The following is a 23,188-nucleotide window of genomic DNA, read 5'->3' as shown; positions in this document are numbered from 1 at the left end:
CCCGAAACTGCGTTCAGGGGTGTCGGGGCGACGGATGCGGCTAGACGAGCATCTCGTAGACGCCGGAGCCGATGAAGACCAGCGCGATCACGACGAGGCCGATCCAGAAGAACTTGCGCGTGCGCGTGACGGGTTTGCTCATGGGGGAAGCCTACGTGCGGGGGAGTGCCCACCGTGCGTGCGGCGGGCACTCCCTGCGGCGGGCCTACGCGGCCGACCAGCCGCCGTCCGAGGGGAGGATGACGCCGTTCACGTTGACGCCGTCGTCGCTCAGCAGGAAGGTGATGGATGCGGCGAGGGCGGTTCCCGTCGTCGGCGTCGGCATGATCGCCATGCCCTGCTGCACGCGCTTCGCGCCGAGCTCGGAGTCGAAGCGCGCTTCGATGTTGGTGGCGACCCCGCCGGGTGCGACGGCGTTGATGCGGAGTCCGCTCGGGCCGTACATGAAGGCGCTCGACTTGGTGAGGCCGGCCACGGCGTGCTTCGACGCCGTGTAGGCGGCGCCAGCAGCCGACCCGCGGAGGGCGGCCTCGGAGGCCACGTTGACGATCGCGCCCTTGCCGACGGCGAGCATCGCCGGGATCACGGCGCGCATGAGCTTCATCGTGCCGGTCACGTTCACGGCGAAGACGCGGTTCCAGATCTCGTCGCTGACCTCGCCGACGGGCGTCATGTTGTCCATGATGCCGGCGATGTTCGCGAGGCCGTCAACCTGCGCACCGGCGGCCTCGACGATCTGGGCGACGCCCGCGTCGTCGGTGATGTCGGCCGTGAGCGTGACGATGTCGGCGCCCTCGTGCTCGGTGACGAGGGTGGCGAGGCGTTCGGCGGAGACGTCGACGGCGATGACCCTCCCGCCTTCGCGGGCGATGCGCGACGCGGTGGCCTTGCCGATGCCGGACCCTGCGCCCGTGACGATGATGGTCTTGTCGGCGAATCGTCCGCCGGTCACCGCCTCGACCCAGGCGGCGGCGCGGGGCGCGCGCGGCGCGTCGAGGTCGGCGACCGGGCCGAAGTCGCCGGGGGAGGCGGGGGTGACCTCGCCGCTGTTGACGCGCGCGATCATCGCATCCACCATCTCCTGCGGGAACTTGCCCTGGCTGAGCTCGACGAGCTGCGAGAGGGGCACGCCCGCGACGGGCGCGAGGGAGGAGGCATCCTGCCCGCCCTGAGCGAGGATCTCGCGGATCACCACGCCGCCGGTCGGATCGGTGAGCCATTCGCCGATGGTGTTGGCGGCGGTCAGGGGGTTCGCGCTCGAGGTCATCTGGGTGCCAGCTTTCTGCTCGGTCCGCCGCTCGCCGCTCGCCGGAGCCTCGAGTCAGGCGGTGACAGCGCCGGCTCGAACGAACCGGACAACACTGTCCGGATTATGCTAGCCCGATGTCGACTCCAGTGAAAGCCAATCGAGGACCAAGCGCGGGGCCCGAGAACCGCCGCGCCCTCATTGAGGCCGCGCGAGTCGTCTTCGCCGAGGGGGGAGTGGATGCGCCGCTCAGCGCCGTCGCCAGGCTGGCCGGCGTCGGCCAGGGCAGCCTCTACCGGCACTTCCCCACGCGGGGCGCACTGGCGCTCGCGGTGTTCGGCGACGCCATCGTCGAGCTGGAGGAGCTCATGCAGTCGCCGAGCGCTGGCCTCGCGGACCTCCTCGACCTCATCGTCCAGCAGATGCTCGTATCGGTCGGGCTCATCCAGCTCACCCTGACGGACGCCGGCGACGCGCACGGCTCGACGGTGCGCGACCGCATGCTCGCGGTGCTCGACATCGCCCTCCCGCGGGAGCGCTCGGCCGGCCGGGTCGGGAGCGACATCAGCGCGGAGGACGTGCTCCTGCTGCTCTCGATGCTCGCCGGGGTGCTGCCTCGCACGCCGCGCGGGGAGCGTGAGGCTCTGGCTCGCCGATCCCTCGAGCTGTTCTGGCGGTCGCTCGCGCCCTGAGTGAGGTCAGGCGTCGACCGCGCCGGCGCCGTCCGTCGCGTCTGCTCCGTCTGACAGCTGGCGGAGCACGCGGCGGATGCCCTCGAATCCGAGCACGAGGCCCCGCAGCTCCTCGTCGCTCAAGTGAGCGGCGAACTCGTCGGTGTCGGTCCGGAGTCCGAGGAAGCGCTCGTGCAGCCGAATGGCCTTGCGAGTGGGGGTGAGGTGTCGGATGCGCCGGTCGGGCTTGCCTTCGGTGCGGGTCAGGAGGCCGAGCTCGACGAGCTTGTCGATGCTCGCGGAGGCGGTGGGGACGGCGACCCCGAGGTGCTCGGCGGCCTGCGAGATCGTCGTGACGGTGCCGGTCGTGACGAGGAAGACGGTCTTCAGCTGCTGTGCGGTGATGTCGAGCTCGAGGAATGGGGCCATGTGTCTGGCGGAAAGCCCGCGGGTGAGTTCGGTACGGACGTCGTTCAGCTGTGTGAGCAGCTCGTCGCGTGAAGCGTCTGCTTGCATGGGAACCTCCTGAGATTGCCAAGCTTCACTCTAATAGTGAGGATGCACCTAAGTATAGTTCGGGGTGCAGGCGCCCGAGCGAGCGCGCCGCGGAGAACGGAGTCGATCATGACCAACGAGACCTGGTGCATTGCCGGCGGCGAGAACGGGGCCGACCGGCGCCTCGCCGACGCCCTCCTGCGCGGCGGCAGCACCGTTGCCATCGTGGGGCGCGACGTCGCGCCATTCGCGCTGCTCGTCGACGACTATGCCGACGCGATCATGCCCGTCGAACTCACCGCGACAACCCCCCAGGCGCTCGCGGAGCTGCGCGAGAGCATCGAGTTGAACCTCGGCGAGGTCACGCACTTCGGCGTGCTGCTCGGTGAGCTCGGCGAGGGGACCGCCGAGCAGGTCGCGGAGCGTCTCCTCGGCAAGCTCCAGGGGGCTGGCTCCCACGGCGCAGCGCGCGTCGCCGAACGAGCGCACCGCTGGCCGGCCGACGCGCAGCTCATCCTCGTCCGCGAGGCCGCGGCCGAGTCAGTCGCCGCCGACCACCTCGCCGAGAACGCTGACATCGAGGAGCGCATCCGCGTCGCCGCTGAACAGTCGGGACTCCCGGTTCCGGCTGTCTGCGTCCGCACCCTGGAGGAACTCATCCGAGGCGCAGCCGTCGTCGCGCCGCGATGACCCGAGATGGGGTCGACGCCGTCTGACGGTTAAGCTGACCCGGTGTCCCCCCGAGCCGAGAACCTCCTTCGAACCCTGCTGTCCCGCGCCAAGCGTGTCGTCGGAGCGCCCGCGGACGAGCCCTCGCTGACGTGGGCCATCAAGGTGCCGGCTCCAGATTCCCCTGAGGGTGACGTCTGGGGGGACGTGTTCTACGCGGACGACCTCGCGGCCGCCCTGCGCCGCCTCGGGCAGACCGTGTACGTCGACCGCTGGGAGACGCGCAACCGGCCCGACTCGAGCGTGCAGGATGATGTTGCCGTGCACCTGCGTGGGTTCCACCGCCCCGAGCTCGTCGACGGAGCCGTCAACATCCTCTGGATCATCAGCCACCCGGATTGGGTGAGCGAGGAAGAGCTCGACCTGCCCTTCGACCTGCGTCTCGCCGCGAGCGTGCCATGGGCTGCCGTCATGTCGCGCCCGGACCGCGAGATCCGCCCCTTGCTGCAGGCCACGAACGCCGACCGGTTCACGCCTGAGCCTCAGCCGGACGACCTCGAGTCCGGAGTGCTGTTCGTCGGGCGCTCGCGCAACGTCTTCCGGCCCATCGTGCGCGACTCCATCGCCGCTGGCGCCGACCTCGAGGTGTACGGCGACCTCTGGGACCAGTTCATCGACGCACGCCACATCACGTCCGAGTACCTCGACAACGCCGCCGCTCCCGGCGCCTACCGGGGTGCACGCATCGTGCTCAACGACCACTGGGACGACATGGCGCAGCACGGTTTCGTCTCCAACCGACTGTTCGACGCCGTCGCCGCCGGTGCCGCCGTAGTCTCCGACCAGATCACCGGTGGGTTCCCCGTCGAGTTCGGTGGCTCCGTGCGCACCTACTCCTCCGTCGATGAGCTGCGTGGTCTTCTCGCGGAAGGGGCGGCCGGATGGCCGACTCCGGAGGAGCGACTGGCGACTGCGCGCAAGGTCGCCGAGTTCCACTCGTTCGACGCACGCGCCCTGACGCTGCTCGTCTCAGCGAGGGAGATCCGCGCCGCGCGGGGCTGACGCGCGCCGTCCCCTGGTCGAGACGAGCGGCGCCAGCTACACGTCGCTGGAGGCGGTCACCTTCGTCACCGCCTCGAGGATCGGGGTGCCGACCTTCCCGTCCCCGAGGCCGACCGCCTCGACCGACGCGAACGCGGCCGCGTTCAGCACGATGACCGGCGTGATGAGTGAGAAGCCGGCTGCCTCCACGACGTCGCGGTCGAACTCGACGAGCACGGTTTCCGGCGTCACCGTGTCACCAGCCTTGACCTTGACGTCGAACCCCTTCCCGTCGAGTTCGACCGTGTCGATGCCGACGTGGATGAGCACCTCCAGCCCGTTGTCGAGCTGCAGGCCGAACGCGTGCCCGGTTGCCTGCGCGACGGCGACCGTTCCGGTTCCGGGCGCGTAGACGACGTTCCCGCGCGGCTTGATGGCGGCGCCGGGGCCCATGATGCCCTGGCTGAAGACGGCGTCCGGGACCTCGGCGAGCGCCACGATCTCGCCGTCGAGCGGGGAGAGGACTTCGACGGTGTGCGGCTGCGTCTCTGCCTCGCGGGCGCCGGCCGCCGCGATGACATCGTCCGTGCTCTCGCCCTTCTTCGCGGTCTCGAGATCGGCCACAGGCACGCGGGCCGCCTCGAAGGCCGCCTGCTGCTCGGGGCTGCGGTACCCGGAGAAGATGACCAGGAACATCGCCACGAAGAACGCCGCGCCGACCGCGGTGGCGTACAGCGGGATGTTGTCGAAGGCCGGGATCGTGAGGAGCGAGGTGAAGACGAAGGCGCTCGTCTTGACGCCGCCGCCGATGCCGATGATGACGCCGCCCACGAGGCAGCCGACGAGCATCCGCCCGTAGATGCGCTTGAACCGCAGATGGATGCCGTACAGCGACGGCTCCGAGATGCCGCCGAGGAGGCCAGCTGCGAGGGCGCCCGTGGAGGTCTGCCGCATCTGCGCATCCTTCTCGCGGATCGACAGGTACAGCACACCCGCGGTGGCGCCGAAGCAGGCGAAGTTCCAAGCACCCATCGGGCCTTGGATGTAGTCGTAGCCGAGTGTCTGGATGTTGAGGAGCATGATCGCGTTGATGGGCCAGTGCAGGCCGAGCGGCACCATGAACGGGTAGGCGAGCGGGATGACGATGGCGAAGATGAGCGGCGAGAAGTCGTTGATCGCCCGCAGCAGGTTCGCGAGGCCGGCACCCGTGTAGACGCCGATGGGCCCGATCAGGAATGCAGTGAGCGGGATCATGATCAGCATGCTCAGGAACGGCACGAAGATGAGGTGGAGGTCTTCGGGGATGAGCTTCTTCAAGCCCTTGTACAGGGGCCCGAGCAGCGCGGCCATGAGCAGCGGCGGGAACACCTGCGAGCTGTAGTCGAAGACGGTCAGCGGCAGTCCGAAGATCGGCACGACCGACACCTCGGAGCCGAAGACCTCGATCGGGTCGATGCCGTCGCTGAGTCCTGTGAAGCCGGGCAGCATGACGACGCCCATGATGGCGAAGCCGATCCACGGGTCGGCCCCGACTCGCTTCGACGCGTTGTAGGCGATGTAGAGGGGGAGGAAGACGAACACCGCCTGCCAGCACAGGTTCAGGAAGCGCCACGACGGTGGCAGGTCGGTGCGCGGGTCGGCCCAGTTGGGGATGACGCCGAGGGTGCTCATGAGCGCCATGAACGTGATGAACAGGGATGCGCCGAGCAGCGCCCCGAGGATGGGCCGGAACGAGTCGGACAGGAACTCGAAGACACTGTCGAGCCAGGCGAACTTGCCGCGAGGCCCCTTCGCCCTCGCGGCCGCCTTGATGGACGCCGCGTCCTCCGGATCAGCGGGCGCCCCGCCTCCCGACATGGAGGGAAGCGCCTGGATGTCGTTGTAGACGTTCTGCACGCCGCCACCGATGACAACCTGGTAGCGGTCACCCGACTGGGGTACGACTCCCATGACGCCGGGGATGGCTTCGACGGCCGCCTGGTCGATGCCGGATGCGTCGCGAAGCTGGAATCGCAGCCGGGTGGCGCAGTGCGTGAGATTGTCGATGTTCCCGGCCCCACCGAGCTGGTCGACGATCTCCTGGGCTGGCCCAGAAGCTCCTGATGAGTGTGCGGACATGGCAGGACCCCTCCCCTGTGAGGCGTCACCGTTGACGACTCGACCGCGACGTTACGCCCGGCCTCCGACATTCGCTAGACGCGAGGAGCGTCTGTGCTCATTTTGTGTCCGAATACGCGAGATCGCTTGTTCGGGGGATGCCGCGAGCCCGTGGGTCGCGGAGGGTCAGGCCCGGTTCCAGAGCTCCGGCCACTCGACGCCGAACCCGCGCACGAGCCGTCGGAGCGCGGGCAGCGAGAGCCCGACAACCGTGGACGGATCGCCCTCGATGCGGTCGATGAACGGCGCCCCGAGCGAGTCGATCGTGAAGGCGCCGGCCACGTGCAACGGCTCGCCCGAGGCGACGTAGGCGTCGATCTCGGCGTCGTCGAGGTCGCCAGCGAACGTCACGCTCGCGCTCGCGGTGCTCCCGACCCCGTCCCCGGAAGCGCTCGAGCCACCACGGCGGTCGACGAGCCAGTGCCCTGACCACAGCGTGCCCGTCTGGCCACGCTGCGCGAGCCAGCGCTCGCGGGCCACCTGCGGCTCGTAGGGCTTGCCGAGCATCCGGCCACCGATCTCGAACATCGAGTCGCCGCCGAGCACCAGCCCGTCGAGCGGTGCTCCCGTCGACGGGTCTGGCGCATCCGCGACCGCGAGCGCCTTGGCTCGGGCGAGCAGCTGCACGTAGTCGCTCGGCTCGAGAGGACCCTCAGCGAGGCGGGCCTCGATCACGGCGTCCTCGTCCACACTCGACGGGATGACGACTGGCTCGATGCCCGCCTGGCGGAGCAGCATGAGACGGGCGGGCGACGTCGAGGCGAGGTACAAGCGCATGAGGCGAGGGTACCGGGGCTGTGGGAGGACGCGGCGTTGGAGGGCACGCGAGGCAGCTCCCTGGGATGCCGGTCAGGGCGCGGTCAGCCAACGCGCCAGCTCCTGCCAGAGTGCGCCAAGGCCGCTTGCATACGATCTCTCGCATGCTCATCAGGCTCCGCAGTTCGGCCCAGCGCCCAGATTCCAAGGGGAGGGGCGTCGGGTGACCCGTCTCGAATCGCGGTATCGTGCGCCGAGGCAGACCAGGTTCTCCCGCTCATCGGTGGTGTGGGATGCGCCAGGCGTCGAGGCCGTGTCTGCCCCCGCCACGCTCGCCTGGGTGGCCGAGGCGACCGGCCATGTCGAGTCGGCGAGCGTCGTCGAGAACGCCGTCGGAGCCCTCACTGCGAACTCCCGAATCTCAGCGCCCGTCGTCGGCGCACCCGTCCCGGCGCAGGATCCGGAGCTCGAATACCTGCTCGAGACGGACCCCGTGCTGCGCACCAGGCTCGTCTCCCTCCGCCGTCCCCGCTCAGGGGAGAGCCTCACCATCACGTCCAATGGCCGCGGCGACTGGCGCGTCGGCGATCGTCCAGCCCCGGAGTTGAGCGGGGCACTGGATGTGGACATCCGTGCGACGCCGCTCACCAACACGCTTCCGATGCGCAGGCTCGGCCTCGAGGTCGGTGAGCAGCGCGAGATCGAGGTCGCCTACATCGACACAGAGACGTTCGCCGTCTTCCTCGACCGCCAGCGGTACCGCCGCCTCAGTCGCACCCGCTACCTCTTCCAAGCAGTCGATGGCTCCTTCGAGCGTGAGATCACGACCGACGAGCAGGGCTTCGTCCTCACCTACCCCGGTCTCTTCGCCCGCCTCTGACCCTCACGCGGAGGGCGGGATGCACGCACCCGGCTAGGCTCGAGCGCATGACCCAGGACGGCACGACCCAGCACCTTTCGGCGGAGATCACCCCAGGCGACGAGGTCGAACTCGAAGTCGGCGACATCGCGCACGGTGGCATCTTCGTGGCTCGCCACGAGGGCCGCGTCGTGTTCGTCGCCGACGCCGTGCCAGGGGAGCGAGTGCTGGCGCGAATCACCGAGGTGCGGAAGTCGTTCGCTCGGGCCGTCGCCACCGACGTGCTGCGCGAGTCCGCCGACCGCCAGGCGCACGTCTGGCAGGAAGCGAGTATCGAGCGAGCTCCGGAGGACCGGGCTGGCGGTGCCGAGCTCGGACACATCCGCCTCGCCCGGCAGCGGGAGCTCAAAGCGCAGGTGCTCAGCGAATCCATGGCGCGCTTCGCCGGCCACGAATGGCAGGGCGTCGTCGAACCGCTGCTCGGCGACGACGAGAACGGTGGCACCCGGTGGCGCACCCGCGTGACCCTGCACGTCGACAAGGACGGCCGCGTCGGCCCATACGCCGCGCGTTCGCACCGCGTCATCGAGACCGAGACGCTGCCGCTCGCTCACGGCGACATCGAGGAGCTGGCTCCCCTCGGCGAGCGCCTCGCTGGAACCGGGCGCATCGAACTCGTCGCGCCGGCTGAGCTCGACACGCGCATGCGGACCATCCTCGACGGCGCCCACGGGCGCAAGCCGGGCGTCGTCACCGAGGTCGTCAACGGGCGCGAGTACCGGGTCGACGAAGACGGGTTCTGGCAGGTGCACCGACTCGCCGCCGAGACCCTCTCCAACGCCGTCGCCGACGCGCTCGACCCGGCACTCGTCGACGCCGAGGCCGTGAACCTCGACCTCTACGGCGGCGTCGGCCTCCTCGCCGCGGCCTTCGCGCAGGAAGCCGGGCCAGGCGCGTTCATCGAGACCGTTGAGTCGAACGCAGCGGCCACCCGCCACGCCGCGGCGAACCTCGCCGAATGGCGCGGCGCGAGCGCCGTGACCGCACGCGTCGACCAGTACCTCGTGCACCTCGAACGTGACGCCACGCACCTCGACCGGGAAGGCATCAGCCGCGGCACGGTCATCCTCGACCCCCCCCGCTCGGGTGCAGGCAAAGACGTCGTCGACCGCATCGCCGGCTTCGCGCCAGCCCAGCTCATCTACGTCGCCTGCGATCCAGTCGCCCTCGCACGCGACACGGGCCTCCTGCTCGCGCACGGCTACGCGCTCGAGTGGATGCGCGCCTACGACCTCTTCCCGAACACCCACCACTTCGAGACGATCGCGCGCTTCGCGCGAGCCTGACCCGAACGACGTCGCCGCACGCGAAGAACGCCGGGCACTCGCATCCGCGAGGCGCCCGGCGTTCGTCGCACGGTCTCCGTCGAACGACGAGACCAGAGCGTCCTAGCGAGCTGCGCCGGCGAGGCTGCCCGTCGTCTGCGCGGCCTCGTCGGTGACGATGCACTGGATGAGGCGGTCATCGGCGTCATCCCAGCTCTGCTGGGTGGGAGTGAGGTAGCTGAAGTTCAGCGCGCTCTCCTCGTAGGGAAGCCCCACGAAGGTCGCGAACTGCGCCGTGCAGTCGGCTTCCGCCTGCGCGCTGATGGCTTCGTCTCCCGGGTACTCGCCCGCGGGCATCTCGACCTCGAAGTACACCTCGAAGTCGTGCGGCTCCGAGCACGGCACGACAGGGATCTCGCTGACCATGGTGCTGCCGGCGTCGTTGAAGCAGTCGCCCATCGCGAGCTTGAAGACGTCGAGGTCACCCGACTCGGTGACCTCCTGCGTCTCGTCGTCGCGGACCTCGCTCTCACCACCGGAGACCTCGCTCTCGACCGAGTCCGCGATCTCCTGCGCCGCTGAGCAGCCGGTGAGGCCGAACCCGAGGAGCGCGAGTGCTCCGATCGCGAGTGCTGATGTGACGGTGCTCTTCGCCATGTTCTCCCCCTGGAGGCTCGGTGGTTTTCGCTCACTGTAGCGACAAAATGGGCGCTTCAGGACCGCTTCTCGAGAAGCAGCGCAACGGCGCGCTCCTTCCGATCGACCGGGCAGTCCGCGAAATACGCTGAGCTCGCGATGAGCGCCTGCGTGTAGCACTCGGCGTGCCCCTCGACCGCGGGGACGGTGCTGCCGTCCCAGCCGGAGAACTGCCCATATCCTTCCTCTTCCAGCACGCGGATCATCTCGTCCGGGTTCGGGAAGACGTACGCCTGCTGCGCGTGGCCCAGCTCATGGATCAGGACCGACGCGCCCACCTCCGTGATCGTCGGGAACAGCGTCGCATCATCCGCACGCAGATGGATGCTGGCCGTCGGAGGCTCGACCGGGCAGCCGTTGCCCTCGCACCAGGACTGCTTCGTGCAGGCCTGCGCGCCCTCAGGGCAGGCCGTCTGGCCATCCGCAGCCCAGGTCGCAGGAACACCGGATGCCGCAATGAACGCGTCGATGCCTGCGTCCCCCTCCGGCCACGGACCGAGCGGGGCCGTGACGAGCGGCGGGTAGCTCAGCGAGGAGCTCTGCGCATCCTCCGGCGCGACGACGACCGGTTCGAAGCGGGACTGCGTGCCGAAGACGTTGACCTCGAACCACTCGCGGACGCCCTCAGCGCTCCACTGCTCTGCCGCACTCGCGCCACCCTCGTCGTCCGAGGGCACACCGGCAGGAGTCGCGAACACCAGCACCACGGCAAGCAAGGCGACGACGGCGAACAGGAACCCGCCAGACGATCGCTCGGTTCGCATGCGGGTGGGATCAGCTCCGGTAGGAGCCGCCGAACGGGTCGCTCGCGGAGCCGCCGCCCCGCATCCCGCGCTGGGAGAGCTCCCACGTCGTGCGCCGCCTGACGATGTCACGCGGTCGGTCGACGTCCTGCGCGGACTCGATCATCGACGCGAGCACAAGCGTCGCCGCGGCGAGCTCGTCCTCGCTCGGATTGCCGCTGACCGTGCGCACGATGTGCTCGAGGCCGACGTGCGAGGGAATCTGCTCCTGGCTCACAGCGGGATGTTCCCGTGCTTCTTGGGTGGCAGCGAAGCGCGCTTCGTGCGCAGCGTGCGCAACGCCTTCGCGACGATGACGCGGGTCGACGCGGGTTCGATGACCGAGTCGAGCTCACCGCGCTCCGCGGCGAGGAAGGGAGACGCCACGTTGTACGTGTACTCGTTCGCGAGGCGCGTGCGCACGGCGGCCACGTCCTCCCCGGCCTCCTCGGCGCGCTTGATCTCGCCGCGGTAGAGGATGTTCACGGCCCCCTGTCCACCCATGACGGCGATCTCGGCCGTCGGCCACGCGAAGTTCAGGTCGGCGCCGAGCTGCTTCGACCCCATGACGATGTACGCGCCGCCGTAGGCCTTGCGCAGGATGACGGTGACGAGCGGCACAGTCGCCTCCGCATACGCGTAGAGCAGCTTCGCGCCGCGGCGGATGACGCCCGACCACTCCTGGTCGGTGCCTGGCAGGTAGCCGGGCACGTCCACGAGCGTGAGGATCGGGATGGAGAACGCGTCGCAGAAGCGGACGAACCTGGAGGCCTTCTCGCCGGCCTCGATGTTGAGGGTGCCCGCCATGGCGTTCGGCTGGTTCGCGACGATGCCGACAGAGGTGCCGTCGACGCGCGCGAACCCGATGATGATGTTCGGCGCGAACAGCGGCTGCACCTCGAGGAAGTCGCCGTCGTCGACGATGAGCTCGATGACCTGCTTCACGTCGTACGGCTGGTTCGGGGAGTCGGGGATGACGGTGTTGAGCTTCTTGTCGAGGTCTGTGACCTCGAGCTCCGTCTCGATGTCGTAGCTCGGCAGCTCCGCCTGGTTGTTGTCAGGGAGGAACGAGAGGAGCTGGCGCGCGTAGTCGAGCGCGTCGTCCTCGTCCGCTGCCAGGTAGTGGGAGACGCCCGAGGTGCGGTTGTGCGCGAGCGCGCCGCCCAGCTCCTCGAAGCCGACCTCCTCGCCCGTCACCGTCTTGATGACGTCGGGCCCCGTCACGAACATGTGGCTCGTCTTGTCGACCATGATGACGAAGTCCGTGAGCGCGGGGGAGTACACGGCCCCACCCGCAGCGGGACCCATGACGATGGAGATCTGCGGGATGACGCCGGAGGCCTGCGTGTTCCGGCGGAAGATCTCGCCGTACTTGCCGAGCGCGACGACGCCTTCCTGGATGCGCGCCCCGCCCGAGTCGAGCATGCCGATGATCGGCACCCCCACCTTCATGGCGTGGTCCATGATCTTGATGATCTTCTCGCCGGCGACCTCGCCGAGCGAGCCGCCGAACGTCGTGAAGTCCTGCGAGTACACCGCGACTCCGCGACCGTGGATCGTGCCGGTGCCGGTGATGACCGCGTCGCCGTACGGGCGGCGCGCATCCATGCCGAACGCCGTCGTCCGGTGCCGAACGTACTCGTCCAGCTCGACGAACGAACCCGGGTCGAGGAGCTCGAGGATGCGCTCGCGGGCGGTCTTCTTGCCCTTCGCGTGCTGCTTCGACGCGGAGACCTCCTCCGCCTGCGTCACCGCTTCCGCGTGGCGGGCCCTGAGGTCGGCGATCTTGTCGGCCGTGCTCGTGGGAGTCGGGCCGGACGCTGCGGAGTCAAGTGGTGCGGAGTTCACCCGCGCTACTTTACCGGGCAACGGCTCACATGCGCCCGTACGGGTTAGCCTGAGTGCCCGGCGGCGTGCACGAGACACGCGCGACGCACGACATTTGAGAGGTTGACGGCATGACTCAGGGCACTGGTGCACCGAACGAGGCCGCGCCTCGACCGGGCGCCGAGGTAGTACCGCTCGCACCGGATGCGCAGGCGCAGCAGTGCATGCTGCCGCCGAGCGCCCCCGTCACCCCGTACGACGCGAACGCGCGCGGAGACCGGCCGGCCGATGTTCCCGAGTCGCGCCGCAGCATCTGGGGGATGTGGGCGCTCGGCGTCGCCGTCCTGTCGCTGGTCCTCGCGTTCATCCCCGTTCCCGTGCTCAACATCGCGCTCGCGCTCTCCATCGCGGCGGTCGCGTTCGTCCTCTCGATCGTCGCCCTCTGGCAGAAGCGACGCTCGAAGGCGCTCGCCATCACCGCGCTCGTCACGCTGTTCGTCGCCGTCCTCGCCTCCGTCGTGATGACGTTCGTCTACCTCTCCTTCATCGGCTCGGCGATCGCGGGCGCCCAGTGAACGCCCCCGCCATCACCCAGCTCCTCCTCGGGGGGCGCGCGGCCGGCACCGAGCTCCGCCTCATCTCCGTGCCGGAGGCGACCTCGACCAACGACGTGCTCGCCGACATCTGGGAGCGCACCGGAGGAGAGGCCAGCCAGAACCCGGCCCTCAGCACGCTGGTCACCTACGCGCAGACCGCTGGCGTCGGACGCCACGGGCGCGAATGGGTGTCCCCCCGAGGCAAGTGCCTCGCCGCATCGACGCTCGTGCGCCTCACCGACGACGAGACCGCTCCCCGCATCCTGGGCTGGCTGCCACTCATCGCGGGCCTCGCCCTCCGCAGCGCGATCCTCGAGCTCTCACCGCCCGCACCGGGCTTCCGCCCCGACGAGCAGGCGGCCCGCGTCGAGATCAAATGGCCGAACGACGTGCAGATCGACGGCAACAAGGTCGCTGGCATTCTCGGCCGAGTCCTCGGCACTCGTGACGGCGAGCTCTCCTGCGTCGTCGGCACCGGCGTCAACATCACGCTGCAGTCCGACGAGCTCCCCACCCCGCACGCGACCTCGCTCGCCCTCAGCGGCATGCTCTCCGCGCATCCGGCGGAACTGCTTCCCGCCTACCTCGCCGAGTTCGTCGCGCGCCTCGACGCGCTTCGCGCGGCACAGGGAGACGCCGTCGCGAGCGGCGCGCACGGCGAGCTGAGCGACGTCTGCTCCACCCTCCGGGCGCGAGTCGCCGCAACCCTCCCCTCGGGCGAGGTGCTGCACGGGTTCGCCACCGAGCTCACACCAGACGGGCACCTCGTGATCCGCGGTGACAACGGTGAGACGAGAGCCGTCGCTGCGGGCGACGTCGAACGGGTGCGCCCCGAGAACGGGGCCTGATGCGCGGCCGCCCACCGCACCCGAGCGAGCAGTCCTGGGACCAGATCTTCGGTGCCCCCGCCAGCGCGCAGCCGGGCTACCAGCAGTACCCGGCGCAGCCCGCGCCCGCGCAGTACCCGAACCAGTACGCCCAGCCGGCGGCTCCCCACGCGTACACGCAGTACCCGCAGCACGGCGACCCCAGCCAGCAGCACGGCAACCAGCAGTACGGCGGATACGCCGCACACCCGGACAGCGGCCCGCAGCGGCACTACGAGCCGCTCGGGATGCGCCTGCCCGAGCGGACGGTCATGCGAGTCCGCAGACACGGGCGCCGCCTCCTGCTGCCCTCGCTGATCCTCATCGCCGGCTTCGGCGCCGCCGGCTACAACCTGGGTGCCCTGCAGGAGGCCACCATCGGGGCCCGCCACGCCTGGCTGCTCGTCTCGCTCGCCGCGATCGTCCTGCTCGGGATCGTGCCCATCGTCATGTGGCTCCAGGCGCGGAACCGGATCACCACGCACCGGGTCGTGCTCTCCCACGGCACGCTGACGAGCGAGAACCGCGAGATCCCCATGAACGCGATCGTCGACGTCACCGTCCGGCGCAACCTGTGGCAGGCGATGTTCCGCTCGGGAACGATCGTCATCACCTCGGTGTCAGGGCAGCGGCTGCGACTCGTCGACGTCCCGAGCGCGAACTCGGTCGCCGCGTGCATCCGGGAACTCAGCGGGCCGTAGGGCCGAAGAGGTCGGGCGCGGGGCGCGGGCCGGCGTCAGCTGGTCGCGACGTCCGAGTCGTTCTTCTCCTGCATCTCGGCGACGCGCTTCGGGGAGAACACCCAGAAGCGGTAGAGGATGAAGCGGAAGATCGCACCCAGGCCGATGCCCACGAGGTTCGCGATGTTGTACGCCACCAGCGAGTGGTTGTCGAGCACGGCGTTCGTGAACCAGATCGGCAGCAGACCGATGCCGAGCCCCACGAGGCTGACGCCGAAGAACTCGATCGCCTCGCGGAAATTGTCCTGGCGCTTGTGCTGGCGGAACGTCCAGATGCGGTTGCCGATCCAGTTCGTCACGATCGCGGCGCACGTCGAGATGACCTTCGCCCAGAGCGCACCGTGCGCGACCTCACTCGGATTGAGCACGGTCAGCATGAGGACGTTGAAGAGGCCCGTGTCGACGATGAAGCCGACCCCGCCGACCAGACCGAAGTTGATGAGCTGCGCCATCATGCCCTTGGACGCGGCAATGCGTCGGAACACGTTGGCGACGCGGCCCCAGAGCGACCTCGAGGTGCGCTGGGCGGGAAGATCGAACTCCGCCGTCTCAGCAGCGACGAAGCCGACGAAATCCTCAGGCTCAGAGTGATGCGGCTCTGCGTGCTTGTGGGAGCGATTGGTCAAGCGCTCGACCTCCATCGTGGGGCACTTGCGGGGATGATGCCGCCGCAAGCAGGATAAACTGTCGGGGAGTTGTGACCCTCGTCGGAGTATAGACACGTCAGAGCACAGGCACGAGATTGCCACAGCACCGAAGGCGGGGAGAAGTCCCCTCACGTCGAATTCGATGCGGGCGCACAGACTCCTCCACGGCAGCAGACTGCCGGCACACTCTCGAACGGAGCGAACCATGGGTCAGGTCGTCGGCGTCATCGGAGCAGGGCAGCTCGCGCGAATGATGCTCCCGCCCGCTATCGAGCTGGATATCGACCTGCGGGTCTTCGCCGCCAGCCGCGGTGAGAGCGCAGATCGGGCGGTCACCGAGGTCGGTGACATGCACGTGCTCGAAGAGGTGCTCGCGTTCGCCCGAGGCGTGGATGTGGTCACCTTCGACCACGAGCACGTCCCGCAGGACGTCCTCCGCGGGCTGGTCGACGCCGGTGTCGCCGTGCGGCCGGGACCCCACGCCCTCCAGTACGCGCAGGACAAGCTGCTCATGCGCCGACGGCTCGCGGAACTCGGCATCCCCATCCCCGAGTGGGCCGAAGTGCAGGACGAAGCCGAACTGCAGACCTTCATCGATGCCAACGGCGGCGTCGCAGTCCTCAAGACCCCACGCGGCGGGTACGACGGCAAGGGCGTGCGCATCGTGCAGTCCGGCGCGGAAGGCGCCGACTGGTTCGAAGCAGGCGAGCCGCTCCTCGTCGAAGAGCGAGTCGACTTCCGGCGTGAGCTCGCGCAGCTCGTCGCCCGCCGTCCCTCCGGCGAGATCGCACTCTGGCCCATCGTCGAGACCGTGCAGCGAAACGGCGTGTGCGCGGAAGTCCTCGCCCCCGCGCCCGGCGCAGAAGGAGCAGACGACCGCCTCGGCTACGTCGCCGCGACCATCGCCCAGTCCGTCGCCCTCGGCCTCGACGTCACCGGAGTGCTCGCGGTCGAGCTCTTCGAAACCACCGACCAGCGCATCCTCGTCAACGAGCTCGCCATGCGCCCCCACAACTCAGGCCACTGGACGATCGACGGATCCACGACGAGCCAGTTCGAACAGCACCTCCGCGCAGTCCTCGACCTCCCGCTCGGCGACACCGGCATGACGGCGCCGCACGCCGTCATGGTCAACGTGCTCGGCGGCCCGCAAGAAGGCAGCTACGGCGACCGCTACGAGCGGGCCATGCACGCGCATCCCGACGCGAAGATCCACAGCTACGGCAAGTCCGCGCGTCCCGGGCGGAAAGTCGGACATGTGACCGTCGCCGGTCAGGAACTCGACGACGTCGCCTACCGTGCTCGCGCAGCGGCGGCCGCCTTCGACGACGACAGCACCATCTGACGCGTGTGACCTGGCGCGCCCGGAGGAAAGGCCCCACCGGCACGCCTCAGCGGCGCCCGGCGAACCCGCGTCTACGCTTGCACGCATGAGCGAGAACCCCACCGCATCAACCGCGCCCACCGACGAAGCCTCGCAGCAGGCGCCCCTCGTCGGCATCATCATGGGCAGCGACAGCGACTGGCGCGTCATGCACGAGGCCCGCGACGTGCTTGCCGAATTCGGCGTCCCCGCCGAGGTCGAAGTGGTCTCCGCGCACCGCACCCCGGAGAAGCTCGTCAGCTACAGCCGCGAAGCGCGCGACCGAGGCATCCGCGTCATCATCGCCGGAGCCGGCGGCGCAGCGCACCTCCCCGGCATGGTCGCCTCCCTCACAACGCTGCCCGTCGTCGGCGTCCCCGTGCCGCTCAAGTACCTCGACGGCATGGACTCGCTGCTCTCGATCGTGCAGATGCCCGCCGGCATCCCCGTCGCGACGGTCTCCATCGGCGGAGCCAAGAACGCGGGAATCCTCGCCGCACGCATCCTCGCCACAGGCGATCAAGCGCTCGCGGCCAGACTCGCCGACTACAGTGACGGACTGCGCGACGCCGTCGAAGCCAAGAACGACGCCCTCAAGCAGTCGCTCTAGCCAAGCCGTCGCCGGCCAGACCCGTCGCCGCATCCATGCTCCTCGACCGCAGGACCCCATGACACTCACCCTCCCGCTCCGGTACCCGGACGCCAGCTCGCCGCAGCTCATGACCAGGCGCGCCTGGTGGCTGCTCGTCGCGAACTTCTTCCTGCCGGGAACCGCGCAGGTGCTCGCCGGGAACCGCAAGTTCGGGCGCTTCATGCTGTCCATCTGGCTCGGCGGCATCGCCGCGATCCTCGTGGTCGTCATCCTCGCCTTCGTGCTCCGCGGGCCCCTGCTCTTCGTCTTCTCGACAACACTCGGCATCACGGTCGCGCACCTCGTGCTGCTCTTCTACATCGCCATGTGGGTGGTGAGCGGGCTGGACGCGCTGCGGCTCGTGCGCATCATCAAGCTCGAACAGGTCGCGCGCCCCCTCATCGCCATCGTCGGCGTCGTGCTCGTCACGGTGCCGCTCGTCTTCGCTGCGGTGACCTCGCAGGTCGCCAACCAGGGCAGGTCCGCCATCGAGGGGCTCTTCGGCGGCGCTTCCAACGGCATCCAGCTGCCAGCAGACGGTCAGCTCAACATCATGATGCTCGGTGGTGACCGCGGCGACGACCGCGAAGGGCTCCGCCCCGACTCCATCAGCGTGATGAGCTTCAACGCGTTCACCGGCAAGCTCACGACCATCGGACTGCCGCGAGCGATGGAGAGCTTCCCGTTCTCCGAGGGGCCGATGCAGGACCTCTACCCGAACCTCTACGAGGGCTGCGCCGTCGACGTCTGCTACCTCAACTCCGTCTACACCGAGGCCACGATCTCCGAGAACGGCAGCTACGCCGACGCCGGCGAGAAGGGCTCCGAGCCCGGCATCGAGGCGATGCGCGACGCCGTCGAGGGCATCACCGGGCTGAGCATCCAGTACTACGTGCTCGTCGACATGGCGGGCTTCACCGAGCTCATCGACGCCCTCGGCGGCGTCGACATCAACGTCACCGAACGCGTCGGCATCGGCATCAACGACGACGGCTCGCCCGGATGGGCGCCCGCGACGGAGTTCATCGAGGTGGGACAGCAGCACATGGACGGCTCGACCGCACTCTGGTACGCCCGCTCCCGCTACGAGACCACCGACTTCGCACGCATGGAACGCCAGCGACAGCTGCAGGAGGCGATGGTGGCGACCATGACCCCCAGCAACCTGCTCGGCAAGATCGGCCCGGTCACGGATGCGCTCGAGAAGGTGGTGCAGACCGACATCCCCGAGGGCATGATCGGCTACGTCGGCGACCTCCTCCTGAAGTCCCGCAGCGGCAACAGCGTTCGCCTCGACATCGTGCCGCCGAACTTCGACCAGGGCAACCCCGACATCCCCGCCATCCACGTCGCCGTGCAGGACGCGATCGCCTCCGACCCGCCAGAGGCGCCGGCCCCCGAGGAGACCGCGCCCGCCGAGTAGCGCGCGCCAGCGCCGTCGCGCCGCGCCTCCGCTCGGCTTCGGGATGGGAAACTCGCTTCTTTGCGGAAAGTTCCCCAGCACGAGGTGATTTCTCCATCCCGAGTCGGGGCTATCTCGCCTGGGCGCGCTTCAACGCCGCGCGGACCTGCGCAAAAAACTCGGCGGGGTTCGCGAGCTGTTTTCGGGTCACTCGGATCACGAGCCAACCAGCCTGCTGGATTCGGTTGATTCGTGCGATGTCCTTGAGCGCCTGTTCCTCGGTCCAATGGTGCTTGCCGTCGTACTCGATGGCGATCCTGAGCTCCGGGTAGGCGAGGTCGACCCGACCCAGGAATCGGCCTGCCAGGAAGACCTCGTGAGCGACCGTCGGCTCGGGGAATCCCGCGGCGAGGAGCGCTAGGCGCGTCGCTGTCTCTCTCGGTGACTCGACACCCTCGCGGATCAGCGGCAGAGACAGGCGGATTCGGGACGCACCGATGGTTCGCCCCCAGCCACTGCTCATCTCGCTGAGCTGTTCGAGTGTGGCGAGGGGAGGGACGCTCGCGTATTCGTTGTCGGGAATGCTCGGGTCGTCCGGTCGGCGGAGCGAACGGTAGTTTCGCGATGTGGAGACAAGAGCGTCCCCGACGGTGACGAGTTCCCGTATCGAAAGGATGCGCGCGAGAAGCGCCCAAGTCAGCGCCGGACTTGCCAGTGGCGTGCCCCGGTGCTCGACGCGCTCCCACTTGTCCGGAGAGATGCGCCGGGCTGCGAGTCTGTTCCCCTTCGGAGCATTCCTCCCGGTTGGCACCACGATGTGCACCGTCATGCTCGTGAGGAGGCGGTTCGGCACCGGCAGCCCCCAGAAGATCGCAGCGGTCGTGTCCCCGAAGGCCTGCCAGTCGCGCATCCGCGGGAGATAGGCCGTCGCCATCTCTTCGGGGGTGACCGGTTCTTCATTGGTGCGGATGCCATGGTACGGGCGCGCGTAGCTCGATCCGAAGACTTCACGTGCACTCAGGCCGGCACGGAGCCCTTCACCCGTGGTGAAGGCGGAGCCCGGACGGGAGGGCGGGAGCGGTGCTTCTGTCGTCATGCGGACAGGGTAGGGAGCGCTCGCCCATCAGGGCGAAGTTATCCACAGCGCGAATCGACCTCAGCCGCGGATTCCACATCCCGTCACCGGGTTCGGGATGGCAATCTCACTTCGTTGGGGGAACTTTCCCGCCACGAAGTGAGGTTCCCAGCCCGAGACGCGGCTACAGGTCGGCGTGGAAGTTCCAGACCTGGTCGGCCGAGATCTCCCACGAGAACATGCCGCCGCGGTCTTTGCCGGCGAGGCGCAGTCGACGTTCGAGGTCGCTGTCGCCGAGGACCCCGGCGATGGCGCCGGCAAGTCGTTCCGGGTAGCCGCTGTCGGCGATGCCGTCGCCGCGTTCCACGACGAGGGTCGCGTCGAGCCCCACCTCGACGAGGGCGGGGTCGTCGGAGGTGATGACGGGGGTGCCGAACTTGAAGGCCTCGATGATGGGCAGGCCGAATCCGGCGCTGAGGCTGGGCACGACAAGCGCGCTGGCGCGCTGGAGCGCGACGGCGAGCTGCTCGTCGGTGATGGCTCCGACGGCGACGACGCGCTCGCTGGCGACCCCGGACTCGCTGACGAGCGCGTCGAGGGTGACGTCGCCGCGCTCGGTCGGGCCGACGACGACGAGCTTGACGCCGTCGAGGCTGCGCTCGCCGAGTGCCTTGAGGAGCTGCGCGAGGCCGTGGCGCTTGTGCAGCGAGGCGAGCGTGACGATGTAGTCGTCTGGGAGTCCGAGCGTCTCGGCGATCGCATCGCCGGCCTCTTCGGACTCGGGGAGGCGGATGCTGGCTGCCGCGGCGGGGCTCATGACCCGTACGCGGTCGCCGAAGTCGTAGTGCTCGATGACCTGGTCGGCGACGGCGTTGGTCGGCACGACGATGCCGCTCGCGTAGCGGAACGCGCGGCGCAGCAGCGCCTTGTGGTGCTTGACGGTGTGCGAGCTGATGAGCTCGGGGTGGGTGAACGCCGTCATGTCATGCCAGGTGACGACCGTCTGGTCGATGCCCTGGCTGAGTGAGATGTCGCGCATGGGGGCGAGGGGAGTGAAGCTGTGGATGAACCCGCCGCCGACGGAGTTCGTGAGCAGCCCTCGAGACCAGGACGATTCGAGGCGCTCCGGACGAAGTGGAGCCTGCACGACGTTCGTCAGCCCGGGCACGCGCTCCTCGAGCAGCGCGACCTCTTCGCGCGACCGCTTGGGGATGATCGCCTCGACGTCGCATCCGCGTGGCGCGCGCACGATGAGCTGGCGTCCGAGCTCCTCGCTGTAACGCCGGGTTCCGCCTGGGCGCTCGTCGGCGGCGCGATCGAGCAGGACACGAAGGGTAACCATCAGGTTCTGAGGACTCCTTGGGCGGCGGCGTCTTCGAGTGCGTCGAGCCAGGGCCGCATGGGTGGAACTCCCGCGCTCGCCCAGGCGTCGTGGCCGAGGACGGAGTAGGCGGGTCGTGGGGCTGGACGCACGAACGCGGTGCTGTCCGTCTCTTTCACGTTGGCGGGGTCGAAGCCCGCGAGGCGGAAGATCTCTCGCGCGAAGTCGTACCAGGAGGCGATGCCCGCGTTGGTGCCGTGGTAGGTGCCTGCGGGTGCGTCGGCGTCGACGAGCGCGACGATCTGGGCCGCGAGGTCTGCCGAGGAGGTGGGCTGTCCGAGCTGGTCGGACACGACCGAGACCTCGGGCTTGGTGGCCGCGAGGCGCGCCATGGTCTTCGCGAAGTTCGGGCCGTCGGCCCCGTAGAGCCAGGCGGTGCGCACGATGTAGGAGGCGTCCGGCAGGGCGTCGCGCACGGCCGTCTCGCCCGCCGCTTTCGTGCGGCCGTAGGCGGAGATCGGATCGTGGTCGGCGTCTTCCTCGTACGGAGACGTCGCGTCGCCGCGGAACACGTAGTCGGTGGACACATGCACGAGCTTCGCGCCGTGCTCGGCGCACGCGGCGGCGAGCACGGCGGGACCGGTCGCGTTCACCGCGTAGGCGGTGTCCTCGTCGGTCTCGGCGCCATCCACGTTGGTGTAGGCGGCGGCGTTGATGACGACGTCCATCCCCGCCACGGCGGCCGAGACCGCCGCGGGGTCGGTGATGTCGAGCGCGGCGCGATCCAGGGCGGTGACGTCCCGGCCCGCGAGGGCACGCTGGAGGTCACGGCCGAGCATCCCGGATGCACCCGTGATCAGGAACCGCGCGGCGGCCGCTGGTGCGGCCGCCGCGGCGGGGACAGACGTCGAATCGGTCACAGGGCAGCGCGCTCCTTCAGCGGCTCCCACCAGGTGCGGTTGTCGCGGTACCACTGCACCACGTCAGCCAGGCCCTGCTCGAACGGAACCTTGGGCTCGTAGCCGAGCTCGCGCTGGATCTTCGAGATGTCGACCGAGTAGCGCAGGTCGTGGCCGAGGCGGTCCTGGACGCGGTCGACGTACGACCAGTCCTTGCCGGTCGCGTCGAGGAGGAGCTGCGTGAGCTCCTTGTTCGTGAGCTCCGTGCCGCCGCCGATGTTGTAGATCTCGCCGGGCTTGCCGCCGACGAGCACCATCGCGATGCCGCGGCAGTGGTCGTCCACGTGCAGCCAGTCGCGGATGTTGTTGCCCTCGCCGTAGAGGGGAACGTGCTTGTCGTCGATGAGGTTCGTGACGAACAGCGGGATGACCTTCTCGGGGAAGTGGTACGGGCCGTAGTTGTTCGAGCAGCGCGTGATCGACACGTTCAGGCCGTGCGTGCGGTGGTACGAGCGCGCGATGAGGTCGGAGGATGCCTTCGACGCCGAGTACGGCGAGTTGGGCTCGAGCGGGAACGTCTCGCTCCAGCTTCCCTCTTCGATCGAGCCGTACACCTCGTCGGTGGAGACGTGCACGAAGCGGGGAAGCTCGTGGCGCAGGGCCGCGTCGAGCAGCTTCTGCGTGCCGACGACGTTCGTCTCGATGAACACGGACGCGTCGCGGACGGAGCGGTCGACGTGCGACTCAGCGGCGAAGTGGACGACTGCGTCGACCTTCGGGATCCACTCGTCGAGCACGACGTCGTCGGTGATGTCACCCTCGACGAACGTGAACCGCTCGGAGTCGGACACGGGAGCGAGGTTCTCGAGGTTTCCCGAGTAGGTCAGCTTGTCCAGGACGACGACCTCGACGCCTTCCAGACCCTCGTACTGGTCCTGGAGCGCGCGGCGCACGAAGTTCGAGCCGATGAAGCCGGCCCCGCCGGTCACGAGAAGTTTCATACCTGTCCTGTTCAATCGTCGGCCGGGCTGTGCCGATGGAAATTTGCCGATGGTTGTGCGGTTCGAGCGGCGCGGTGTGGCCCGCGCGCGGTCGGAGCTACTCTAGCGCGGCCCTCCGACGTG

The 23,188-nt window shown here is 69.0% G+C and carries 24 protein-coding genes; 11 read left to right on the top strand and 13 right to left on the bottom strand.

Annotation, left to right across the window (positions count from 1 at the left end):
* Positions 1-205 precede the first annotated feature (205 nt).
* Positions 206-1,267 carry an SDR family NAD(P)-dependent oxidoreductase gene (locus ACQFZP_RS07530; protein ID WP_211890886.1) on the bottom strand — a complete coding sequence of 354 codons (1,062 nt, stop codon included), beginning with the start codon at positions 1,265-1,267 and terminating at the stop codon, positions 206-208.
* Between the two features lie 116 nt (positions 1,268-1,383).
* On the opposite strand from ACQFZP_RS07530, the gene ACQFZP_RS07525 reads away from it, so the two are divergent.
* Entirely contained in the window at positions 1,384-1,938 is a 555-nt protein-coding gene (locus tag ACQFZP_RS07525; protein WP_211890884.1) for a TetR/AcrR family transcriptional regulator, read from the top strand.
* A 6-nt stretch (positions 1,939-1,944) separates the two neighbouring features.
* Here the strand turns inward: ACQFZP_RS07525 and ACQFZP_RS07520 are convergent, their stop codons facing one another.
* The gene (locus tag ACQFZP_RS07520; RefSeq protein ID WP_211890882.1) at positions 1,945-2,433 is read right to left on the bottom strand and encodes a MarR family winged helix-turn-helix transcriptional regulator; all 489 of its coding nucleotides are present in this window, start codon (positions 2,431-2,433) and stop codon (positions 1,945-1,947) included.
* A gap of 108 nt (positions 2,434-2,541) precedes the next feature.
* Between ACQFZP_RS07520 and ACQFZP_RS07515 the strand changes: the two genes are divergently transcribed.
* Both ACQFZP_RS07515 and ACQFZP_RS07510 read left to right on the top strand, forming a co-directional pair.
* On the top strand, positions 2,542-3,102 hold the full coding sequence (locus ACQFZP_RS07515; protein WP_179557916.1) for a hypothetical protein: 561 nt from the start codon (positions 2,542-2,544) through the stop codon (positions 3,100-3,102).
* 42 nt (positions 3,103-3,144) lie between these two features.
* Positions 3,145-4,143: a glycosyltransferase family protein gene (locus ACQFZP_RS07510; protein WP_211890880.1), complete on the top strand. Its 999-nt coding sequence runs from the start codon at positions 3,145-3,147 to the stop codon at positions 4,141-4,143.
* Positions 4,144-4,179: 36 nt separating this feature from the next.
* Here ACQFZP_RS07510 and ACQFZP_RS07505 read toward each other — a convergent pair whose 3' ends face one another.
* Complete coding sequence (locus ACQFZP_RS07505; protein WP_211890877.1) at positions 4,180-6,240, bottom strand: glucose PTS transporter subunit IIA; 2,061 nt, start codon at positions 6,238-6,240, stop codon at positions 4,180-4,182.
* A gap of 165 nt (positions 6,241-6,405) precedes the next feature.
* Positions 6,406-7,056, bottom strand: a complete 651-nt coding sequence (locus ACQFZP_RS07500) for a Maf family protein (protein WP_211890875.1) — start codon at positions 7,054-7,056, stop codon at positions 6,406-6,408.
* Between the two features lie 202 nt (positions 7,057-7,258).
* On the opposite strand from ACQFZP_RS07500, the gene ACQFZP_RS07495 reads away from it, so the two are divergent.
* The gene (locus ACQFZP_RS07495; protein WP_211890873.1) at positions 7,259-7,915 is read left to right on the top strand and encodes a putative glycolipid-binding domain-containing protein; all 657 of its coding nucleotides are present in this window, start codon (positions 7,259-7,261) and stop codon (positions 7,913-7,915) included.
* A 47-nt stretch (positions 7,916-7,962) separates the two neighbouring features.
* Complete coding sequence (locus ACQFZP_RS07490; RefSeq protein ID WP_211890871.1) at positions 7,963-9,240, top strand: class I SAM-dependent RNA methyltransferase; 1,278 nt, start codon at positions 7,963-7,965, stop codon at positions 9,238-9,240.
* Between the two features lie 102 nt (positions 9,241-9,342).
* Here ACQFZP_RS07490 and ACQFZP_RS07485 read toward each other — a convergent pair whose 3' ends face one another.
* The 4 genes from ACQFZP_RS07485 to ACQFZP_RS07470 are packed head-to-tail and all read right to left on the bottom strand — an operon-like array spanning position 9,343 to position 12,545.
* The gene (locus ACQFZP_RS07485; RefSeq protein ID WP_104312820.1) at positions 9,343-9,876 is read right to left on the bottom strand and encodes a septum formation family protein; all 534 of its coding nucleotides are present in this window, start codon (positions 9,874-9,876) and stop codon (positions 9,343-9,345) included.
* Between the two features lie 56 nt (positions 9,877-9,932).
* The gene (locus ACQFZP_RS07480; RefSeq protein ID WP_211890869.1) at positions 9,933-10,679 is read right to left on the bottom strand and encodes a hypothetical protein; all 747 of its coding nucleotides are present in this window, start codon (positions 10,677-10,679) and stop codon (positions 9,933-9,935) included.
* Positions 10,680-10,689: 10 nt separating this feature from the next.
* Positions 10,690-10,935, bottom strand: coding sequence for an acyl-CoA carboxylase subunit epsilon (locus ACQFZP_RS07475; protein ID WP_307852785.1), 246 nt, complete (start codon positions 10,933-10,935; stop codon positions 10,690-10,692).
* Positions 10,932-12,545, bottom strand: coding sequence for an acyl-CoA carboxylase subunit beta (locus ACQFZP_RS07470; RefSeq protein WP_104252231.1), 1,614 nt, complete (start codon positions 12,543-12,545; stop codon positions 10,932-10,934). Before ACQFZP_RS07470 ends, ACQFZP_RS07475 begins: the two co-directional genes overlap by 4 nt.
* A 110-nt stretch (positions 12,546-12,655) precedes the next feature.
* On the opposite strand from ACQFZP_RS07470, the gene ACQFZP_RS07465 reads away from it, so the two are divergent.
* Genes ACQFZP_RS07465 through ACQFZP_RS07455 form a run of 3 tightly spaced genes read left to right on the top strand, consistent with a single transcriptional unit; the run spans position 12,656 to position 14,687 of the window.
* Positions 12,656-13,099, top strand: a complete 444-nt coding sequence (locus tag ACQFZP_RS07465; protein ID WP_211890867.1) for a hypothetical protein — start codon at positions 12,656-12,658, stop codon at positions 13,097-13,099.
* The gene (locus tag ACQFZP_RS07460) at positions 13,096-13,968 is read left to right on the top strand and encodes a biotin--[acetyl-CoA-carboxylase] ligase (protein WP_211890866.1); all 873 of its coding nucleotides are present in this window, start codon (positions 13,096-13,098) and stop codon (positions 13,966-13,968) included. Before ACQFZP_RS07465 ends, ACQFZP_RS07460 begins: the two co-directional genes overlap by 4 nt.
* On the top strand, positions 13,968-14,687 hold the full coding sequence (locus tag ACQFZP_RS07455; protein ID WP_211890864.1) for a PH domain-containing protein: 720 nt from the start codon (positions 13,968-13,970) through the stop codon (positions 14,685-14,687). Before ACQFZP_RS07460 ends, ACQFZP_RS07455 begins: the two co-directional genes overlap by 1 nt.
* Positions 14,688-14,722: 35 nt before the next feature.
* On the opposite strand, the gene ACQFZP_RS07450 is transcribed toward ACQFZP_RS07455, so the two are convergent.
* Positions 14,723-15,352: a GtrA family protein gene (locus ACQFZP_RS07450; RefSeq protein ID WP_211890863.1), complete on the bottom strand. Its 630-nt coding sequence runs from the start codon at positions 15,350-15,352 to the stop codon at positions 14,723-14,725.
* Between the two features lie 163 nt (positions 15,353-15,515).
* Between ACQFZP_RS07450 and ACQFZP_RS07445 the strand changes: the two genes are divergently transcribed.
* From ACQFZP_RS07445 to ACQFZP_RS07435, 3 genes are all read left to right on the top strand, one after another.
* Positions 15,516-16,718, top strand: a complete 1,203-nt coding sequence (locus ACQFZP_RS07445; protein ID WP_283245162.1) for a 5-(carboxyamino)imidazole ribonucleotide synthase — start codon at positions 15,516-15,518, stop codon at positions 16,716-16,718.
* An 85-nt stretch (positions 16,719-16,803) separates the two neighbouring features.
* On the top strand, positions 16,804-17,346 hold the full coding sequence (gene purE, locus ACQFZP_RS07440; RefSeq protein ID WP_211890860.1) for a 5-(carboxyamino)imidazole ribonucleotide mutase: 543 nt from the start codon (positions 16,804-16,806) through the stop codon (positions 17,344-17,346).
* Between the two features lie 58 nt (positions 17,347-17,404).
* Positions 17,405-18,790 carry an LCP family protein gene (locus tag ACQFZP_RS07435; protein ID WP_211890857.1) on the top strand — a complete coding sequence of 462 codons (1,386 nt, stop codon included), beginning with the start codon at positions 17,405-17,407 and terminating at the stop codon, positions 18,788-18,790.
* A 109-nt stretch (positions 18,791-18,899) separates the two neighbouring features.
* On the opposite strand, the gene ACQFZP_RS07430 is transcribed toward ACQFZP_RS07435, so the two are convergent.
* The 4 genes from ACQFZP_RS07430 to rfbB all read right to left on the bottom strand — a co-directional run bounded on the left by ACQFZP_RS07430 (position 18,900) and on the right by rfbB (position 23,065).
* Entirely contained in the window at positions 18,900-19,865 is a 966-nt protein-coding gene (locus ACQFZP_RS07430) for an endonuclease domain-containing protein (RefSeq protein ID WP_211890856.1), read from the bottom strand.
* Positions 19,866-20,028: 163 nt separating this feature from the next.
* Positions 20,029-21,186, bottom strand: coding sequence for a glycosyltransferase family 4 protein (locus ACQFZP_RS07425; RefSeq protein ID WP_179557938.1), 1,158 nt, complete (start codon positions 21,184-21,186; stop codon positions 20,029-20,031).
* A complete protein-coding gene (gene rfbD / locus ACQFZP_RS07420; RefSeq protein ID WP_307852784.1) occupies positions 21,186-22,085 on the bottom strand; it encodes a dTDP-4-dehydrorhamnose reductase in 900 nt (299 codons plus the stop codon). Before rfbD ends, ACQFZP_RS07425 begins: the two co-directional genes overlap by 1 nt.
* The gene (rfbB, locus tag ACQFZP_RS07415; protein WP_104252240.1) at positions 22,082-23,065 is read right to left on the bottom strand and encodes a dTDP-glucose 4,6-dehydratase; all 984 of its coding nucleotides are present in this window, start codon (positions 23,063-23,065) and stop codon (positions 22,082-22,084) included. The genes rfbD and rfbB overlap by 4 nt, the downstream gene beginning before the upstream one ends.
* Positions 23,066-23,188 lie beyond the last annotated feature (123 nt).

It is taken from the genome of Pseudoclavibacter sp. Marseille-Q434 (assembly GCF_050315415.1).
Classification (GTDB): domain Bacteria; phylum Actinomycetota; class Actinomycetes; order Actinomycetales; family Microbacteriaceae; genus Pseudoclavibacter.
Note: the sequence above shows the minus strand (reverse complement) of the source record. Positions and strands in the feature narration are given on the sequence as shown.

Bases quoted from the DNA above. Each gene is read 5' to 3' on its own strand.
- ACQFZP_RS07455 (WP_211890864.1), top strand. From the start codon at position 13,968: ATGCGCGGCCGCCCACCGCACCCGAGCGAGCAGTCCTGGGACCAGATC.
- ACQFZP_RS07530 (WP_211890886.1), bottom strand. From the start codon at position 1,267: ATGACCTCGAGCGCGAACCCCCTGACCGCCGCCAACACCATCGGCGAA.
- ACQFZP_RS07490 (WP_211890871.1), top strand. From the start codon at position 7,963: ATGACCCAGGACGGCACGACCCAGCACCTTTCGGCGGAGATCACCCCA.
- ACQFZP_RS07465 (WP_211890867.1), top strand. From the start codon at position 12,656: ATGACTCAGGGCACTGGTGCACCGAACGAGGCCGCGCCTCGACCGGGC.
- purE (WP_211890860.1), top strand. From the start codon at position 16,804: ATGAGCGAGAACCCCACCGCATCAACCGCGCCCACCGACGAAGCCTCG.
- ACQFZP_RS07525 (WP_211890884.1), top strand. From the start codon at position 1,384: ATGTCGACTCCAGTGAAAGCCAATCGAGGACCAAGCGCGGGGCCCGAG.
- ACQFZP_RS07480 (WP_211890869.1), bottom strand. From the start codon at position 10,679: ATGCGAACCGAGCGATCGTCTGGCGGGTTCCTGTTCGCCGTCGTCGCC.
- ACQFZP_RS07505 (WP_211890877.1), bottom strand. From the start codon at position 6,240: ATGTCCGCACACTCATCAGGAGCTTCTGGGCCAGCCCAGGAGATCGTC.
- ACQFZP_RS07500 (WP_211890875.1), bottom strand. From the start codon at position 7,056: ATGCGCTTGTACCTCGCCTCGACGTCGCCCGCCCGTCTCATGCTGCTC.
- ACQFZP_RS07425 (WP_179557938.1), bottom strand. From the start codon at position 21,186: ATGGTTACCCTTCGTGTCCTGCTCGATCGCGCCGCCGACGAGCGCCCA.
- ACQFZP_RS07520 (WP_211890882.1), bottom strand. From the start codon at position 2,433: ATGCAAGCAGACGCTTCACGCGACGAGCTGCTCACACAGCTGAACGAC.
- ACQFZP_RS07515 (WP_179557916.1), top strand. From the start codon at position 2,542: ATGACCAACGAGACCTGGTGCATTGCCGGCGGCGAGAACGGGGCCGAC.
- ACQFZP_RS07485 (WP_104312820.1), bottom strand. From the start codon at position 9,876: ATGGCGAAGAGCACCGTCACATCAGCACTCGCGATCGGAGCACTCGCG.
- ACQFZP_RS07430 (WP_211890856.1), bottom strand. From the start codon at position 19,865: ATGACGACAGAAGCACCGCTCCCGCCCTCCCGTCCGGGCTCCGCCTTC.
- ACQFZP_RS07445 (WP_283245162.1), top strand. From the start codon at position 15,516: ATGCGGGCGCACAGACTCCTCCACGGCAGCAGACTGCCGGCACACTCT.
- rfbB (WP_104252240.1), bottom strand. From the start codon at position 23,065: ATGAAACTTCTCGTGACCGGCGGGGCCGGCTTCATCGGCTCGAACTTC.
- ACQFZP_RS07435 (WP_211890857.1), top strand. From the start codon at position 17,405: ATGACACTCACCCTCCCGCTCCGGTACCCGGACGCCAGCTCGCCGCAG.